This window comes from Metallosphaera javensis (ex Hofmann et al. 2022), assembly GCF_022064045.1.
Taxonomy (GTDB): Archaea; Thermoproteota; Thermoprotei_A; order Sulfolobales; family Sulfolobaceae; genus Metallosphaera; species Metallosphaera javensis.
The window spans coordinates 14,800-30,604 of the sequence record NZ_JAKNCW010000008.1; the positions used below are offsets into that span (position 1 = coordinate 14,800).

Here is a 15,805-nt window from a genome sequence, read left to right on the forward strand (position 1 = left end):
TTCAAGCCCATTTTGCCTAAAAATCTTTCAGTTATATCCCAATTGCCTAATGAGAAAATTTTACTTTAGAGGTTAATTGTGATGATAGTGTATGGACATTTTCATTTCTACACGAACTTTCTTGAAGAATATTTTATCATGTTAAAATCCGTAAAAAGGTATACTTTATCATGGTCTCCTACTCACCCTCAAATAGATCAAGACCCCTATCACGAGAAAGACTGCAACTCCTAGATTCCACTCCCAAGAGAAACTTCCTCCCAGATCGTATCTTAGGGCCTGCGCAACGTAGGTCGTGGGCTCGAGCAGTGATGGGACCTGAAGGTAAACTGGCAGTGCGGAGTACGGAACAAAGGTTGGGGCAAAGAAGGAGAGCCCAAGCCCTAAAACCTGGGACAGCTGATTAACCTGCCTCTGTCCGAGAGCCAATCCCAGATCCATCCCCAGCACTATGGAAGTTATTAACGAGAGGACTAGGGTCGTCATGAGATAGGCCCAATTTAGGCTGAACAACACCGCCGTTCTAGATATCACCGTTATTAACACCACCAGGGGAATGGATATTACCAAGGTGATGAATGCCAGGGAGAACGCTGTTAACCACTTGGGCGATCCAGACACGTAAAGGAGAGTCAACTGTCCCTCCGTTTTCATGAACGAAATCTGCTGTGAAATGGATAGGAACCCATCCAGAAAAATGTAAAGGGTCAGGGTACCCACCAGGGTGTTCAGGCTGGGTAGGTTGAGTATGAGAGCAATGGGGAAGAAGAGAAGGTAAAACAGTGTGGTCAAGATATAGAAACGTACCTGCCTTAGGTAGATTTCCACAAGAGTGAAGAACTTCATTGGAATAACCTCATGTAGATTTCCTCTAGCGAGGGAAGCCTTACCTCAAACCTGAAGTCTGCCCTTCCCAGAAACTCCTTCAACTCCTCCCTTTTCACATAATGCTTCTCTCCCGTATCCACGTTCGTAACCTCGTAATACTCTGAGAATCTCTGTTTTATTTCTGACACCTTTCCCTCCAGGAGTATCTTCTTGTTCAGAAAGTAAATCCTGTCGGACAGAGTCTCCGCCTCCTCCAGGTAATGAGTGGTGAGTATAATGGTCTTTCCATCCTTCTTCATCTCCAGGAGGTAATTCCAGACGTCTCGTCTCGCCTCAGGGTCTAAGCCCACTGTGGGTTCATCCAGTATCAGCACCCTGGGGTTAGAGATTATGGCAGAGATGATCAGGACTTTCCTCTTGTTACCTCCTGAGAGATTGTCAACTCTCGCCCTGGGGTCTATTCCCATGGATTGAAGAAGTTCCCTTCCCCTGGCCCTGGCCTCCTCCCTTGACAGATTCTTCAGCTTACCCAGTAATGTGACGTGCTCCTCTGCGGTTAGCGAGTCCAGTGGCCTTCCCTCCTGAGGTACTACCCCCATAAATTTGAGCGCCCTCTGCGGTTTCTCTCCCATGATGCGAAGTTCTCCCCTATCGGGATAGAGCTCTCCGTAAATCTGCCTCATGAGCGTGGTTTTCCCACCGCCATTAGGGCCTAGGAAAGTCACGAATTCGCCCTCATTAATGGTGAAGGATACACCCTGGTTAGCCACGTTTTTACCGTAGCTCTTCCAGATATCTCTTGCCTCTATCTGCGACATCTAATCACTCTCCCTGATCCTAACCAATCCTCCCTGAACCTGCGTGGAGATTGACAAGTTCACCTTTCCAGGGCGTGACCTAGGGATTGTGGTCAAACCCAAGTCAGTGGAGGAGGAGGTGATTATTCCCAGTTCTCTAGGTAGAGAGAGCGAAAGCTCAACAATGCCTCCCTCCACTGTCAAGGAGAGCGAGCTTTCCGTGACGGGATAGGATAGCCTCCCGTCCACTTTCCCTCCATCTATTCTCAGCTCACACGCTCTCGTATGGACACCCAAGTGGAGCAATCCTCCAGCCAGATCCGCTTTGAGAGAGTCTACCTTCAGTCCCTGAATTGTCGCCTTTCCTCCATTAATGTCCAGTTCCAAGGTATCAAGATCCGGATAGGAGACGTTGAGATTGCAACCGTCGGCGTTGATCGTCCCCTGGGACAAGTCAAGATCTCCCAGATCATGACACTGCGCCAAGAGGTGAGGCTCGCCCTTGAGAAGTTTAACCAATCCGCCATTCAGGTTTATTTCAAGCCTATTGGAGAGAGGAATTCGATCGTCGTAAACCACGTGCAAGTTGCTTAGTTTAGGTAGCCTTGAAGTCACATAGGAGAGGAAATTACTTAGGGGTGACTCAGGTTCGGATGTGTTCAAGTTTCTCTCTTCCCCTTGGGTTTGCAGGTTATATTTCCCCTTAATCCTGTCCTTCACCAGTGATAGGGTCTCGTTAGAACATGATAGATTGTCCACGTTTTCTATGGTCTCTAGGACTTCATTAAGTAAAGACGAATTTACTTCAGAGAGATCCAGGTTTCTAACGTTCCTTATGACCAACTTTCTCCCCTCTTTTCTAAGTTTGATTAGAAGCTCGTTGTCTACCTTCACGTAGTTCAAGTACTCTACCACCATGGGAAAGAGACGCGACTCTCCCGCGTTAATCATGGAGATGAGGTTTAATGCCTTAACTCCGTCATCTGTCAGGCGATATATCCCTTCTTCGTTCTTGGTTACCAATCCATCCAGCTTACGGAGATGGAAGGAGAGACTGGGACTGTCCAATCCAAGCTCGTTCGCCAGCTCAGAGAAGGTCTTAGGAGAGGATAGAGACTGGAGTATCCTCCTCCTGGTCTCGTTTGATATGGCTTCGAATATATCCATACGTTTACACGAATAACTACACATTTAAGTTTTTCGTAATTTTCTATTTAGTAAAGAAAAATTTACCCCCTGACAACGAATTTTTTGTGATAGAGAGAAGATTTATGGATGTATTTTTCCAGAGTTCAAAAATAGTCTATTCAGACCTTGTCCATGAATTTAACACTTACTAGTATTTTTTTCAGTTTCGTTCCGATTGTAGTTATATTCTTCTCCTTTTTGAAAAGGGCCTTCACTCCGGTGCTGCTTAGGACATCGCGTAACGATTGGGCTTCTGTAAATCGCATGGGATGGGCTACCCTGCCCTGAAGGACGGAGTTTTCTGGTTTCTCGATATAGTGCGTAAGGGCCTTCGGACTTAATGAGCACATCTTAATATCATGTGTGGTCTAGCGTGTATGACAAGAGATCACTTATATTTCATCAATTTAAGACAAACCACAGGGAGAGCAAGGTAAGGGATAGAACAGGTAAGGCGAGGAGGAAACCCACCTTCATGTAATACCAGGGAGATATCTTCGTTCTTCTCTTCTCCAGACAGTGTCCCGAGTAATAGGAATTAAATGAAAAATCTATATCTTCAGAATTTTCATAGAGCGAGAACCTCACTTCCGTTCTGGGAACGGAGATCATGAATAGTTAAGGCCTATGGATTATGGAGGCATCATGTTAGTCACTTGAGTCCATAGTGTCGTCAAACTTACATAAATTCGTTTTATGACTTCGTGACTTTGCATTGAATTCCTTGAAACTTAAAACCAACGTGACGACACTATGGACACACATGATGTGTATCAATTCTTAGGAGGAGTTGATACAACGACTCTATGGTTAGCTTGCTCATGGTATGACATCATGTTCTCCTTAAAGTATTACCGGAAGATAGATCTATTTTGATCATCTCACGTAGATTAACTATTATAATTCGCAATGGAAACCTGAATGACCAATAAACTGAGGTATTTAACATGTCATTCCCTGTTCGGTGTTAATACCTGGTCTCCGTAATTTCATATGCTAATAGTTACACAAAGCTCCTATCAAACGCTGGCAGATTGGGAGCCCTTATCATGGATGAAATCTTCGTGAAGTGGTGGCGTAACATGTTTCCACCTCTTTCTCCCTCATCCTCTCCGTGAGTTCCTAGACAGTTTAACTCCTCTCATTACCACGCCATATGACTTTCATGGACACTCTCATTAACTACTCCTATCTCCTTGCTAGTTCCATGGAGCTGGGTTCCAGAGTGGTCACCACAAACCAGGAAATCCTCAAGGTTAGACAGGACTCCATCCTCCTCACTCCCTACGTGTGACATATCTCTTTCCAAGTAGCCTAGTTCAGTTTGTTGCGTATTTCACATTAAAAGCTCCTTAAATACACAGCAATATGGGGTAGCCGCAACATTCGATCTACCAAAACTAGAGTATTCTTACTAAAATTTTCAAAAACTTTCTAACTCTAAACCCTTATAAGACTTCTACCTCATATTATTTCTCATGAAACACTACAGAGTTGTGCTAAAAACCAGTAACTTGCCATATTCTAGGGAAGAGATAAGGAACTTTGCCACTAAGTACTTCAACCTTGATGATGAACCCAAAATAGTATACAATTCTTCTAGAAATATTGATATATCGTTAAGACTTAGGTATGATAGCCCATCAAAGAGAGTGATCACAAGACCTTGCGAGATTATAAATGACGTTATATCATTGGTGAGGGACATGGGAATAGCGTGGAAATATATAGAGATAATGGAGACTGAAACCTTTGAAGGTGCCACAGGGAGTGCATTGGCTAAAGAGGTGGGCGGATCGAGCGTCAGTGATAAGGACGTTGGAGGAGCGATTGTGCTCGCAGCGCTGGGAGGTCTTTTGGGCTATATGATCGGGAGTAAGGGCGAAATAGTCAAAAAAATTCTCTGTGTCTATCAGAATAAGCACGGTTTCCCGATTCTAGTGAGTTCTCATGAGTGAACTTGACTATGCCAAGCAATATCTGAAGAAATATAAACTTCTGAAAAAGGAGAATTTCGATAGGAGATTCCTGGTAATAGACCTTTTATCGGCAGTAGAGGAACTCACCAAGCACATCTACATGACCCTATTGAGGAAGTGTCTATTGGGCGTCCTCTCTGAAGAGCTGAACAGAAACATTTATGGAATAGACAGAAAGATGAAGGATATTAGTGAAGATATAAATAAACTATATACCGAACATTTGTTCAAATACACACTCTTTACTCAAATTGCCTATTATGTTGCTCAAGTACGATCTACCCAAAGTCCTTGCGTTTCCCACATACTCGAAAACCAGGACCCGGAGAACGTTGTGGGTTACGCGAAGAAGATTCATCAGATTAGAAATACCTATCTGACTTATCGTGGGATTCCAATAGATGAAAGTGATCTTCTGACGTTAACTAACAAGCTTGAGGAATGTGTTGAGGAGGTGATAAACAATATATCAATTTTTGATAATATCTCTAAAGACAGTTGCAATCAAATATTCATGATATGGTTGTCTTCCTTACGACACAAAATCAAGTGATGGGGTACTTTGGCTCTTAAGTGAACTGCCCCACCCTCACGATTGGGTTTCTTAGTTCATTGGCCATGCTCCCCTTAACCCCCCCAAAACTGATCAGGGGAAGCGGGGTTTGAACGCTTGTTCCAGCTTGAGTCGTTACCACAAGGGATGGCTTTTCTTGTTAATTTAAGACAAACCACAAGGAGAGCAAGGTAAGGGATAGAACAGGTAAAGCAAGGAGGAAGCCCACCTTCATATAATACCATGAAGATATCTTGACTCCTCTCCTCTCAAGCATGAAAAGCCAAAGCAAGGTGGCCAGAGATCCTATGGGCGTAAATTTGGGCCCTATATCGTTCCCGATCACGTTGGCATATATTAAGGTTACAGGGTTCGCCATCTTACTCAGGGCTAGGTTCCCTATCATCACCGACGGCATATTATTCATGGTTGCAGCTATCATGGCAAACAGGTACCCCCCAAGAAGAGTTGAGGCAGGATTTCCAACACTAACAACACCATTCAAAATCATCAGGAGATAATGGGTGAGTCCCTCCCTTCCCATACCGAAAACTATCACATACATTCCCAGAGAGAAAATGACAATCTGTCAGGGAGCTCCCCTCAGAACCGAATTGGTATCAATCTTACGATTGATTCTAGCCACAAGAAAGATAACTGCCACTGTAGGAACAGCAACAAGGGCCACTGGAACGTTGTATAGGCCTCCCAGTGAGTAGGCCACTATCAGCACTGCTATCGTGGGCAAGGCAAGCCTAAACAGTAGGGGATCTCTGATCACGCCCTTGGGATCCCCCACATTCTCGAGGTTATAGCGAGCCGGAATGGATCCCCTGTAATAGGTCAGCAACAGGATCACGCTGCCTCCCACTGAAACCAAGTCGGGGATGACCATCACCCTCGCGTAATCAAGAAAGGATATGGAAAAGTAGCTTGCCGTGACTATGTTAACCAGGTTGCTTACCACAAGAGGTAAGCTAGCCGAATCCGCTATGAAGCCTGTGGCCATAATGAAGGGTATAACGTGTTTCTCGTCCATTCCTACCCTAATAAGGAGAGAGTAAACAATTGGCGTGAGGATTAGGGCCGTTCCGTCATTTGCGAAGACTGCGGATATCCCTGAACCCAGGAGGATGATGAATATGAAGAGGAAGACGCCCCTTCCCTTAGCTAGCTTGGCCACCTTTATCGCGGAGTATTCAAAGAATCCAGCCTCGTCAAATATCAGGGACGCAATGATCACCGCAATAAAGGTGAATGTGGCGTTCCATACTATTCCCCACACTATGACAAGATCGTGAAGCGTGGTAATTCCAAGGAGAAGGCTCAGTATGGCTCCTAGGGAAGCTGAGTAGCCTATACCGAGATTTCTGGGCCTGGTCAAAACTAGAAGAAGAGTCACGAAGAATATGGCCAGGGAGACAATGAACAGATGCGTGGGTAACACCTCAAACGCGTTGGTTTTCTGCTTGCGGCTCAAGATTATAAAGGCTATTGTAGATTTTTCATAAAGAGGTTTTATTATGTATGAGTATATTCTAATATTCTAATATATCTCCGCGTTGTAGTGTGACATGAATCATGGTGGACTGAACATATCGAAATGCATGAAAATTTATCCCATGAACCGTCTCTCCCAACTCGTCACTCTCTTTGATCAATCATTTGATTCGATAAGATACCTTCAGATCATGCAGGAAAGGCCTTGATAGGTCCGGTAATCACGTTTAAGAGCTGGAGCTCCCTGTTTAATATAATGAGCCTCAAAAATTACGACATCGACGAAATGGCTAACATCTTAAAGGTCCTTGGTGATCCCACCCGTCTTCATATCCTTAAGCTGATCAGCGAAAGGGAGCTTTGCGTGTGTGAGATCTCCTCCATTCTTGATCTATCCCAGTCAAACGTGTCTCAACATTTGGCTAAGCTGAGATCGGTAAATCTCGTGAGGGAAAGGAAAAGAGCTCAGTGGGTCTACTACTCGTTAAATCCTGAGCCCTTTCCGCTTCTATTGGAGATCCTGAGGAACCTGCCTGACGTCTCGGTGGAACTGAAGAGGGGAGAAAGGGTAGCCGAAAATAACAGATGTAAGATTTGAGTGCTGGTCGTGGTGAGAATAGGGCTACCCAAATTGTGTATTTAAGGAGCTTTTAACATGAAATACACAACAAACCGAGCTAGGTCCAGTTAATGTGGTCTTTGAAACTTTCCTTAAACTATGTGTCACGACGCTTCAACTCTTGTGGTTAGGGGGTGAAAGTCCTCCAGAAGGTTGGGGATGGATAGCCTCCTGTAGGAAAAAATTTTATTATTGCGTTCAAAATTCTATCTCTCCCTATAGGGACGAAAGTGCTGGTAGGGATGAGAGTTGGGACTGCCTGATAACCTGTGGAGCCATGAACCTCCGTAACCCTCCCACACGTGGGTCAAGGATGGGTTCCGTTCTGCGGAACCTTTGCTGTGAATGGAGGGGATCGAGGCTCGGCTAAGAGGCCGGAAATCCCCTTCGCGTGGTGGGGATGCTTCGTCCGTAAGGGCGAAATAGATCACCATGTGAGATGCCCCTCGGGAAGTTTGTACCTAAATGAAATAGTGTGAATAGGTGAGCGATGACATTCATGTTAGGAAAATTTGTTGCTTACTGGCCTAGAAGTAAGAGAGTATCGGTGAAAACTTGAGCGGATTTTCAGGGAATATTCCAGCTTAATTTTATGTCCCACTATGCTCATTCATCTCAAGTGGAAAACAGCACAGCGTAGTCATGTTGACATATTTTAATTTTCAAGGAGTTCAATGCAAAGTCACAAACCATATTTATGCAAATTTGACGACACTATGAATAACAGGACTAATTTAGACGATTGAAGGCGTTGTATGCTAATGAGAGGCCTTCATGAGCTAGTTAGCAAAATATTCCACGACATGATCGCTTCAACCTCAAACAAGTTAGAAAAAATCTAACGAATTCATATATGCATGAGTTGGATAGGATATCTTAATGAATTAAGATTTCCCAGGGGAAAGGAACTCCTTATAAAAGCTTTTATATCGTAATACATTTCTATGTTTAAGATTATGCTGTAAACATGATTAATGCTTCACGTTAACAACTTAAAAATGTACAGTTTTCTCGTGCGGTCTTTGTGAATTTAATTGCATTTCTATAGTATTAGGATAGAAAAAATAATAAGATGTACAGGAGAATATAAAATTGAACAAAAATGAGGTTAAATCCAATCCAAACACAACTCGTAATCAAGTTAGCCATGATGGGAGCAGCGGCCACTGCGTTGCTGTTGGCCAGTCACGGAGTTATTATACATGGCGAAATATCAGATGGAAACTTGGGAGGGTCATGAAGATTTTTATTAATAAGTCGTAATTATTGTAACTTTATTTATTTAATTTAATTCTTCATTGTATTATAACTCAAATAGCAGAATAACGTTTATTAGAAGGTTACACTAAAACACTCTAGAATGAGTGGGATAGAGATCAACGATGCTGACATTTCTAAGGTTCTTATGTACATTCAGCGATTCGGAGACTTGAATCCTAAGATAATTGGTGCATTAGCTCGAATGAAGAACGCAGAGTCGGTAATAAAATTAATAAAAGAGGAGTTTTCTCTACACACCTCCTATTTAGTGAGATATAAATCAATAGGGTTGAAAGCTATACTTGCATTAGTAAACAGTGATCCAAGAATAGAATTAACAGATATATATGAAATGCTTGATGGATTTACAACGTTCGTAGGAAGAGATCAGATATATAATGAAAAGTTGATAATCAATTTGGTGTTTCCTCAGAAATTTGAGAATGAAATAATCAATATTTTAACTGAACTCGAAGAACATAATATGTTTGAGATAGAGAAGCTTCTTGATTTTGAAGATAGCATTCAATTCGCATATGACTTTTCCACTTATGATTTTAAACTTAGAAGATACAAAGACCAGTTTTTGGTGGAACCTAGAGAGCCTGTTTACTTCCCTGACTTGAGCGATGGATTTGAACCTGACTGGGTAGATCTACAAATAATTGGCAAGAAACAGGCGAGAAATTACCTAACACTTAAGCAGATAGCAAATTTAATTAATGTGAAATATAAAACTGTTTTGAAACATTATCAAGAACATGTGATTGGAAAAGGACTAATCACTGCATTTGGCATACGACTTAACGGAAGATATCAAACCAGACTTTCAATCATATTTAACGAGAATGAAGAATTTCTTCGAGAGTTGACCAGAATACCCACACTAACTCATGTTCATCGGTTGAGCGGAAACACTTACTTTGGTATAGCATTTTTAGAAGATCCGATTTCTGGAAAAATACTAGAATATATCTCCCAATTAAAATACAAATACCACGTTGATGCGGACATTATGATTCATCCCTTCGAACCTCGGCTTAAGTATCTGCTAGCTGCATCAATCCCATACGAGCATTTCACCGTAGATGGTAGATGGACGATAGACACGCAAAAAATGTTGGACAACGTGAGAAAAGTTAAAGCCAAACTCATGGGGTCTAATCCCAGCCAGAGCGTCTTCATTCCTAAATTCCATAAGGTAGAATAGTGAGCTATCTTGCCCTGAAGGGCGAGGTTTTCCGAATCTTTACAACCTCGTTCTGCGAACCTTTCTACTACACTCCGGTTGATCGCGATCAGGTGGTGAAAAACCAGGGAAAATTCTGAAGGGATAACACAAACCTAACTCTTCCTAAACCAATTTAAGCCCCTGGATACTCTATCCATATGGACCTTTACGAAGCGATTAAGGGAAGAAGGGATATAAGGAGTTACTTCAAACCCGATCCTATCCCCAACGAGGTGCTATCCAAAATCCTTTTAGCAGCTCACCTGGCTCCTTCGGTGGGTTACTCTCAGCCATGGAACTTCATCCTAGTGAAGGACGCTGACGTCAGGAGGAAGGTGAAGGAGGAGGCAGAGAGACAGAGGGCCAGATACGCGGGACTCCTAGACGAGAAGAGAAGATCCCTCTTCAACACTATCAAGATTGAGGGTATCATGGAAGCTCCTTTAAACCTGGCGGTAACAGCGGACTGCTCCAGATTTGGACCACACGTTCTGGGCAGAATAACCATGCCTGAAACGTGTCAGTACAGCGTTGTTCTTGCCATCGAAAACCTCTGGCTGGCAGCTAGGGCCGAAAACATCGGGGTGGGCTGGGTAAGTTTCCTAGATAAGGAGAAGGTGAAGGAGATACTGAGTATCCCCAAGGAGATAGACCTGGTGGCTTACCTGACCATGGGATATGTGACCTCCTTCCCTGAGAAGCCTGAGCTTGAGCAGAAGGGATGGAACACCAGACTGCCCCTCTCAGAGCTAGTGTTTCAGGATGCCTGGGGTAGGAAACCCAACGATGACTTGATTAGGTGCCTGAAAGATGTCAGACTCTGAGAACGCGAGAAAATGCGCATCAAATCCACTTAATTTCTTCACCTATTCCATAGTGTCCTCATGCGTATCTTAAGTTTCAAGGAATTCAATGAGAAGTCACAACGTCTAGGACGAATTTATGCAAGTCCGACTACACCACGACCTATTCCATCATTTTCCTTCACTTCTTTACTTTTAACAATCTAAAGAAACAATAAGATTTAAGATAATAGCCCCAATTATATCTCACAATGATAATAGCCCAAGCTCAAACAATATCCCAATCTCTAAGTCAATTAGGAACTGAATTTGTTAATGCAATACCATCCATCATTTTATTTGTCATAATAGTGATTATAGGATACATCATAGCTAACATTGTGGCTGCCGTAATAAGGAGAATACTGCCAAGGATCATGAGCGGACCCTCCTCAGCCATAAGCAGTGATCTGGTACCGGGTGTGGTGAAGGCCCTCATAATCCTGCTGGCGCTGGCGGTTGCATTATCCGTGCTAAATCTGGGACCTGCAACGGTCTACGTCGCAGAGGTGGCGAGATACCTACCGGCGTTGGCTGGGGCAATCCTCCTGCTCACGCTGGGACTTTCCCTGGTCAACATTCTAATTGACTACATGATGAAGCAGATGAACAGCAGTGATCCATTCATACAGACAATTTTCTCAGTGCTCAGGTTCGGAATATATGCCGTGATCATCACCGTGGCTGCAACACTTGCGATATTCTACTGGATACCAAGTATTAGCCCATACCTCTTCTACGATGTCATCCTGGCGTCTGTGATCCTCATGTTCGCCTTCACCATCACGGATAAGGCCTTCGACACAATCTCAAGGACTGATCCTAACGCCACCACTCTGGTATCGTATGGAAGATTCATTCTCTACACCGTGTTCATACTCATTGCTGTCGCCATAATTACCCAGCCGTTTGCCAACGTAACCGGGGTTTTGCAGATCCTGGCGTGGGGACTGGCCATAGGTTTCGGATTACTACTGATACCCCTGGTGTATGCATACGCCAAGAGACTTGCGTCCGAGATGTCAAGGTAAATCCTTCTTTTTTCCTATGTAGGGACCCCAGGAAGATGATGGTCTTCACTGGGTGACACGTTCCCGTTCCGCACTACCCTTCTCTTTTTACGGAACCTCGGAGAGCAACCTATCAGCCAGTTCATAACCCTGCTCAGTCTTCACGAGGTATGAGTAATCCATTAAGTTGTTAATTATTGCCATGACCGTGGCATCATTTATTTTCCTTCCCTCGAGGGCCTCCAGTGAACCCTTTACATCGCTCCATGTGCATCCTTGCTTACACGTCCTCAGAACCCTCTCATATCTCTCCCTGGATCCTAACCTATTCCCCTCCTTCAGGAAATTCAGGATCTCCCTGCGAAGGAGTCTCCTGGCCACCTTCTTGGTCTCCTCCAGTGCTCCGTCAAATCCCCTCTTTACCGCGATGTAACCGTAAAAGGTTAGCCAGCCCGGGTTACCTCCCAGCTCCTCATATACCTCTTCCCCACCGCTGAACTCTATTCCGTGCTCTTGAAATCCTTTCCTCAGAAACTGAACTGAGGTATCCCTGTCGAAGGACCCTAGCTCTACCTTGACGTATGCCCTCCCGTACAGTGGGGACTCCTCATTCTCCAGTTTCAGGAACCCAGAGAATGCCCTTACCTGCGACCCGGTAACCACGAGATGCAGATTGCTCAGATGGTCATAGGAGTAGGCGAGGGAGGGAAGGAGATTGTAACCCCTCAGCTTGATCAGTTCCTGAGCCTCGTCGATGATCACAAAGACCTGTTCTCCTCTCTCCTCACCCCACTCATTGATCCTCTCCAGCAGATCCAAGAAGTTTACCCTGTTTTCCCCATCCCAGGATAGGGAGATGGAGAACCCGGTCACGGTGACCCCTCTCACCCTTGAGAGGAATTTCTCCAACCCCTGAAATCTTTTGATTTTCCCGTTAATCTCCCTCTCCACAACGGAGAGGAAATCCTTATATGCAATGTATTCCCTGGACTCGAAGGACCTGGCGTCAAGGAATATGTATCTTTTTCTCAGACTGTTTAGGAGCGAGAGGATGAGAGTAGTTTTCCCCATCCTCCTGAGACCCTGGAGAAGGATCAATGGGGAATCGAGAGATCCCTTTAACTGCTCAATCTCCTTTTCCCTGTCAAAAACTTCTTTCAATGATCTTTTTGGTCTAGGATCAAATAGGGCTAAACTTACCCCCTCCCAAGTAACTTGTGGGGTACAAAGTAATAAGGGTTCGACTCCCTTCCAGTCAGTGATAGGGTAACCTGTTCCACGCGAATTGGGGGCCTAGCTCAGTTTGTGTATCTCGCGTTTAAGGCTCTCAAATGCACAACATAGGATACCTCCAACTGGTTTGTCAAGTCAGGACTCCATGAGTCAGCCTGAGCTCATGAGCTAACTTTAACTGACCCTCTCGTTTCATGTAATTACCAGCTGGAATCCCTTCTCCACCAGGTCCTGAAAGGCGTAATGATCGTGCTCGTCCCCCAACAGCTTGACCTTGAGCTTATCCCTTATATTCAGGTGCGGAGGAGAAGCGCAATACCCGCAAGCCCCTAGAAGGAGACCCCTCTTCACCACCTCTTCGAATGCAGGTCTTAATCCCCTGTATGGGCTCTCCGCGATGGGTATTTTCGTTCCTAGTCCGTCCAGATAGACCAGAACCTCATTCCCCCTCTGACTCAGCTCAACGGCGTAGTGAAATGCGTGGGCTGCCTTAATTGACTCAGAGAGGCTCGAGGGATCACTCATCACCACGAAAAGGAGTTTTGGCATAAAAATTACTCGAAAATCAGGATAAAAACTTTTGAATAGTCTAGATGAGGATCGCTGTGAAGTTGTTGGTGAGGAGTGTGAGCTCCTCCGTTCCCACGTAACTGTCTGGCACGCCGTTCAACAGAGTATCGTGAACGTTGTAGGCACTCTCCGCAGTATTAGAACCGAAGGTGTACAGCGAGGGTATTGGAGTCACGCTACCCGTGCTGGACAGGTAGTACAGTCCAAGGGTGGAGTTGAGATGTGTGAACTGAGTTGGCGCACCATTTCCGCCACCTCCCCACACCAGTTCCGCATCGTAGTAGAGCCCGTCTGGGGTGTACACGTTACCGTTAACGGTAATTTGGGCCGACTTTATCCCGGGCTGGGATATGGTAACCTTGTCATAGTACTGAACAGGGGTGACCTGACTTCCCTGCAAGATCTGGTACCCGAACCATATGGTGACCGAGTTACTTGTGTACGAAGTGTTTACAACGTACACATAGGAGAACGGGAAGGAGTAGGCAAAGGTTGGCCCAACGTCGTAGTAGAACGTGTTACCGCTTCCCGCTGAAGCAACCTTTCCGTTTCCAGATACAGCGGAGGAGGACAGGGTGGAGGGGTTCCCAGTGAGGTTCCAGATGTTATCAATGAAGGTAACCTGATCATTATTGGTCTGGAAACTACCAACATCCTGAAGCCAGTACGCAAAGGTTCCCTGAGTCGTGTTAACCTGCAGTACCACGTTCATCTGCAGGGTGGCTGAGTAGGGATTGACCCCGTATTTCCTGGCCTGCTTGTAGTAAGCCAGCAGACTGGTTATGTTGGCGTAACCCAGTACCTTGGAGGTCTCTATGACGTATGGTGTCACCTTACCTGAGTAGTTGTAGAGGCCAAAGGATGCGATCCCGGAGGGAGCTGGAGGCGAAGTGTAGTAAAGGAAAGGATTCACGTACTCTCCGCGTGGCTGAGGTTTACCGTGAACTGGAGGGAAAAAGATGGGAGACTGCTGAACTGGAGCAACAAAAAATGATGGAAGGAACAGGATAACCAGGAGGATCATCGCTTTAAACTTAAACATTGTATGATACAATTTGTTCCACTATTTTAATGTTTCTATATGTTGAACACACTCTCAGACTTACACTAGATCGATCTTAGGGATATTCAGTTCTCATTTGTGAATAGTAATTAGTTAATATACACGATATGATCAAAAACAAAACTAATCCATGATTTTCGATAACGGTTTAAGGGAACGTGATATCGCATTCAGAATATAGTGCACAGTTCATTAACTCCATAAAGGCGGATATACACTGCGTCCTGTGTTTTCAGGCTACCAATTCGTGAACCTGTTGAAGCCCTGACGTTGATGGAAGCTAGCGAGGTAACTTCAGACACTCTAGGATAGGGAAGAGATAGCTAGGGTGGAGGCTTCCGAGTGTTCCCGGTTGCAGTTGAGAGAGAAGGGTGAGACTTACAAGATGAGCATGAAGTTGCTATGTTTGACGGAGAGGGTCACGATCAGGGTGATCCTATTGTAATCCTGTTGAATAGGGGTGGCGCTTTACGGATTTTAACGGAGTGAGATTTTTTCAAGAAAGTTTAGTACAGGAATTGAAAGTGATTTCTCCCGTTATTAAATTATCAAGTTCTAAAATTTTTCTTGCTTTATCATGTATTATCTTTTTCAACAAAAGAAAGAATAACATTAGTATCCACGTAATTCATGCTCTCTCTTCCCTTAAATCTGAGGTATCCAATCCCTCGTATGGAAAACCCTCCCTTAACCACTTATCAACTAGCTTCCTAACCTCCTCTTCCTCCCTCAACTTTCTTTCAATTTCCGCCTTGCCATACTCTATGAGGAGATTAACAGCCTCGTTTTTAGTTTTGGCAATGCCCAGTTCCAGAAGCTTATTAATTAGATTGGCCACCTCTCTCCTCACCTTTATTGTAAGAGTAATTGACATATTACGCGTATAATACGTAGGTACACCATATAAAAGTTTCACATAAGATGTGAGAGAATAGGCCATTCGGGCTTTCCTTATAATTTAATTAATATACGTGAGGTTGATCAAACTCAATCTATTAATTCTGTAGTGGTTTAAGGTGAACGCGATACCATAGCATGCGTAATCTAACCAAAGAATTATCGTATCAATCCCCCAAGGACTCTACACGCATCACGTTCTTCTCCGTATTTCTTAAGCACAGAATCACAAACC

General features: G+C 44.3%; 15 protein-coding genes and 1 pseudogene. 7 read left to right on the forward strand and 9 right to left on the reverse strand.

Translation table 11 applies throughout. From position 1 onward, the window contains the following. Positions 1 to 168: 168 nt before the first annotated feature. The 4 genes from L3N51_RS06905 to L3N51_RS06920 form a co-directional block, all read right to left on the reverse strand. Positions 169 to 846, reverse strand: a complete 678-nt coding sequence (locus L3N51_RS06905; RefSeq protein ID WP_238026301.1) for an ABC transporter permease — start codon at positions 844 to 846, stop codon at positions 169 to 171. Beyond that, positions 843 to 1,646: an ABC transporter ATP-binding protein gene (locus L3N51_RS06910; protein ID WP_238026302.1), complete on the reverse strand. Its 804-nt coding sequence runs from the start codon at positions 1,644 to 1,646 to the stop codon at positions 843 to 845. The genes L3N51_RS06905 and L3N51_RS06910 overlap by 4 nt, the downstream gene beginning before the upstream one ends. Further along, positions 1,647 to 2,792, reverse strand: a complete 1,146-nt coding sequence (locus L3N51_RS06915; RefSeq protein ID WP_238026304.1) for an ArsR/SmtB family transcription factor — start codon at positions 2,790 to 2,792, stop codon at positions 1,647 to 1,649. A gap of 423 nt (positions 2,793 to 3,215) precedes the next feature. Next, on the reverse strand, positions 3,216 to 3,425 hold the full coding sequence (locus tag L3N51_RS06920) for a hypothetical protein (RefSeq protein WP_238026306.1): 210 nt from the start codon (positions 3,423 to 3,425) through the stop codon (positions 3,216 to 3,218). Positions 3,426 to 3,969: 544 nt separating this feature from the next. On the opposite strand from L3N51_RS06920, the gene L3N51_RS06925 reads away from it, so the two are divergent. From L3N51_RS06925 to L3N51_RS06935, 3 genes are all read left to right on the forward strand, one after another. Continuing rightward, positions 3,970 to 4,107: a hypothetical protein gene (locus L3N51_RS06925; protein WP_238026307.1), complete on the forward strand. Its 138-nt coding sequence runs from the start codon at positions 3,970 to 3,972 to the stop codon at positions 4,105 to 4,107. A 184-nt stretch (positions 4,108 to 4,291) separates the two neighbouring features. Beyond that, positions 4,292 to 4,771 (forward strand): hypothetical protein, encoded by a 480-nt coding sequence (locus L3N51_RS06930; protein ID WP_238026308.1) that lies wholly within the window; start codon positions 4,292 to 4,294, stop codon positions 4,769 to 4,771. Next, positions 4,764 to 5,345 (forward strand): hypothetical protein, encoded by a 582-nt coding sequence (locus tag L3N51_RS06935; protein WP_238026309.1) that lies wholly within the window; start codon positions 4,764 to 4,766, stop codon positions 5,343 to 5,345. The genes L3N51_RS06930 and L3N51_RS06935 overlap by 8 nt, the downstream gene beginning before the upstream one ends. A gap of 160 nt (positions 5,346 to 5,505) precedes the next feature. On the opposite strand, the pseudogene L3N51_RS06940 reads toward L3N51_RS06935, so the two are convergent. Further along, a pseudogene (locus L3N51_RS06940) lies at positions 5,506 to 6,792 on the reverse strand (arsenic transporter). 258 nt (positions 6,793 to 7,050) lie between these two features. Here L3N51_RS06940 and L3N51_RS06945 point away from each other — a divergent pair. The 4 genes from L3N51_RS06945 (at position 7,051) to L3N51_RS06960 (ending at position 11,828) form a co-directional block, all read left to right on the forward strand. Beyond that, the gene (locus tag L3N51_RS06945) at positions 7,051 to 7,443 is read left to right on the forward strand and encodes an ArsR/SmtB family transcription factor (protein WP_238026310.1); all 393 of its coding nucleotides are present in this window, start codon (positions 7,051 to 7,053) and stop codon (positions 7,441 to 7,443) included. 1,381 nt (positions 7,444 to 8,824) lie between these two features. Then, positions 8,825 to 9,934: a hypothetical protein gene (locus L3N51_RS06950; protein ID WP_238026311.1), complete on the forward strand. Its 1,110-nt coding sequence runs from the start codon at positions 8,825 to 8,827 to the stop codon at positions 9,932 to 9,934. Positions 9,935 to 10,113: 179 nt separating this feature from the next. Continuing rightward, on the forward strand, positions 10,114 to 10,779 hold the full coding sequence (bluB, locus tag L3N51_RS06955; protein WP_238026312.1) for a 5,6-dimethylbenzimidazole synthase: 666 nt from the start codon (positions 10,114 to 10,116) through the stop codon (positions 10,777 to 10,779). A 230-nt stretch (positions 10,780 to 11,009) separates the two neighbouring features. Continuing rightward, positions 11,010 to 11,828 (forward strand): mechanosensitive ion channel family protein, encoded by an 819-nt coding sequence (locus L3N51_RS06960; protein ID WP_238026313.1) that lies wholly within the window; start codon positions 11,010 to 11,012, stop codon positions 11,826 to 11,828. Between the two features lie 87 nt (positions 11,829 to 11,915). Here the strand turns inward: L3N51_RS06960 and L3N51_RS06965 are convergent, their stop codons facing one another. The 4 genes from L3N51_RS06965 to L3N51_RS06980 all read right to left on the reverse strand — a co-directional run bounded on the left by L3N51_RS06965 (position 11,916) and on the right by L3N51_RS06980 (position 15,547). Then, positions 11,916 to 12,968 (reverse strand): AAA family ATPase, encoded by a 1,053-nt coding sequence (locus tag L3N51_RS06965; protein ID WP_238026314.1) that lies wholly within the window; start codon positions 12,966 to 12,968, stop codon positions 11,916 to 11,918. Between the two features lie 264 nt (positions 12,969 to 13,232). Then, a complete protein-coding gene (locus tag L3N51_RS06970) occupies positions 13,233 to 13,589 on the reverse strand; it encodes a hypothetical protein (protein ID WP_238026315.1) in 357 nt (118 codons plus the stop codon). Between the two features lie 40 nt (positions 13,590 to 13,629). Further along, positions 13,630 to 14,652, reverse strand: a complete 1,023-nt coding sequence (locus L3N51_RS06975) for a thermopsin (protein ID WP_320056941.1) — start codon at positions 14,650 to 14,652, stop codon at positions 13,630 to 13,632. A gap of 649 nt (positions 14,653 to 15,301) precedes the next feature. Beyond that, the gene (locus L3N51_RS06980) at positions 15,302 to 15,547 is read right to left on the reverse strand and encodes a VapB-type antitoxin (protein ID WP_238026316.1); all 246 of its coding nucleotides are present in this window, start codon (positions 15,545 to 15,547) and stop codon (positions 15,302 to 15,304) included. Positions 15,548 to 15,805 lie beyond the last annotated feature (258 nt).

Bases quoted from the DNA above. Each gene is read 5' to 3' on its own strand.
- L3N51_RS06905 (WP_238026301.1), bottom strand. From the start codon at position 846: ATGAAGTTCTTCACTCTTGTGGAAATCTACCTAAGGCAGGTACGTTTC.
- L3N51_RS06910 (WP_238026302.1), bottom strand. From the start codon at position 1,646: ATGTCGCAGATAGAGGCAAGAGATATCTGGAAGAGCTACGGTAAAAAC.
- L3N51_RS06915 (WP_238026304.1), bottom strand. From the start codon at position 2,792: ATGGATATATTCGAAGCCATATCAAACGAGACCAGGAGGAGGATACTC.
- L3N51_RS06920 (WP_238026306.1), bottom strand. From the start codon at position 3,425: ATGATCTCCGTTCCCAGAACGGAAGTGAGGTTCTCGCTCTATGAAAAT.
- L3N51_RS06925 (WP_238026307.1), top strand. From the start codon at position 3,970: ATGACTTTCATGGACACTCTCATTAACTACTCCTATCTCCTTGCTAGT.
- L3N51_RS06930 (WP_238026308.1), top strand. From the start codon at position 4,292: ATGAAACACTACAGAGTTGTGCTAAAAACCAGTAACTTGCCATATTCT.
- L3N51_RS06935 (WP_238026309.1), top strand. From the start codon at position 4,764: ATGAGTGAACTTGACTATGCCAAGCAATATCTGAAGAAATATAAACTT.
- L3N51_RS06950 (WP_238026311.1), top strand. From the start codon at position 8,825: ATGAGTGGGATAGAGATCAACGATGCTGACATTTCTAAGGTTCTTATG.
- bluB (WP_238026312.1), top strand. From the start codon at position 10,114: ATGGACCTTTACGAAGCGATTAAGGGAAGAAGGGATATAAGGAGTTAC.
- L3N51_RS06960 (WP_238026313.1), top strand. From the start codon at position 11,010: ATGATAATAGCCCAAGCTCAAACAATATCCCAATCTCTAAGTCAATTA.
- L3N51_RS06970 (WP_238026315.1), bottom strand. From the start codon at position 13,589: ATGCCAAAACTCCTTTTCGTGGTGATGAGTGATCCCTCGAGCCTCTCT.
- L3N51_RS06975 (WP_320056941.1), bottom strand. From the start codon at position 14,652: ATGTTTAAGTTTAAAGCGATGATCCTCCTGGTTATCCTGTTCCTTCCA.
- L3N51_RS06980 (WP_238026316.1), bottom strand. From the start codon at position 15,547: ATGTCAATTACTCTTACAATAAAGGTGAGGAGAGAGGTGGCCAATCTA.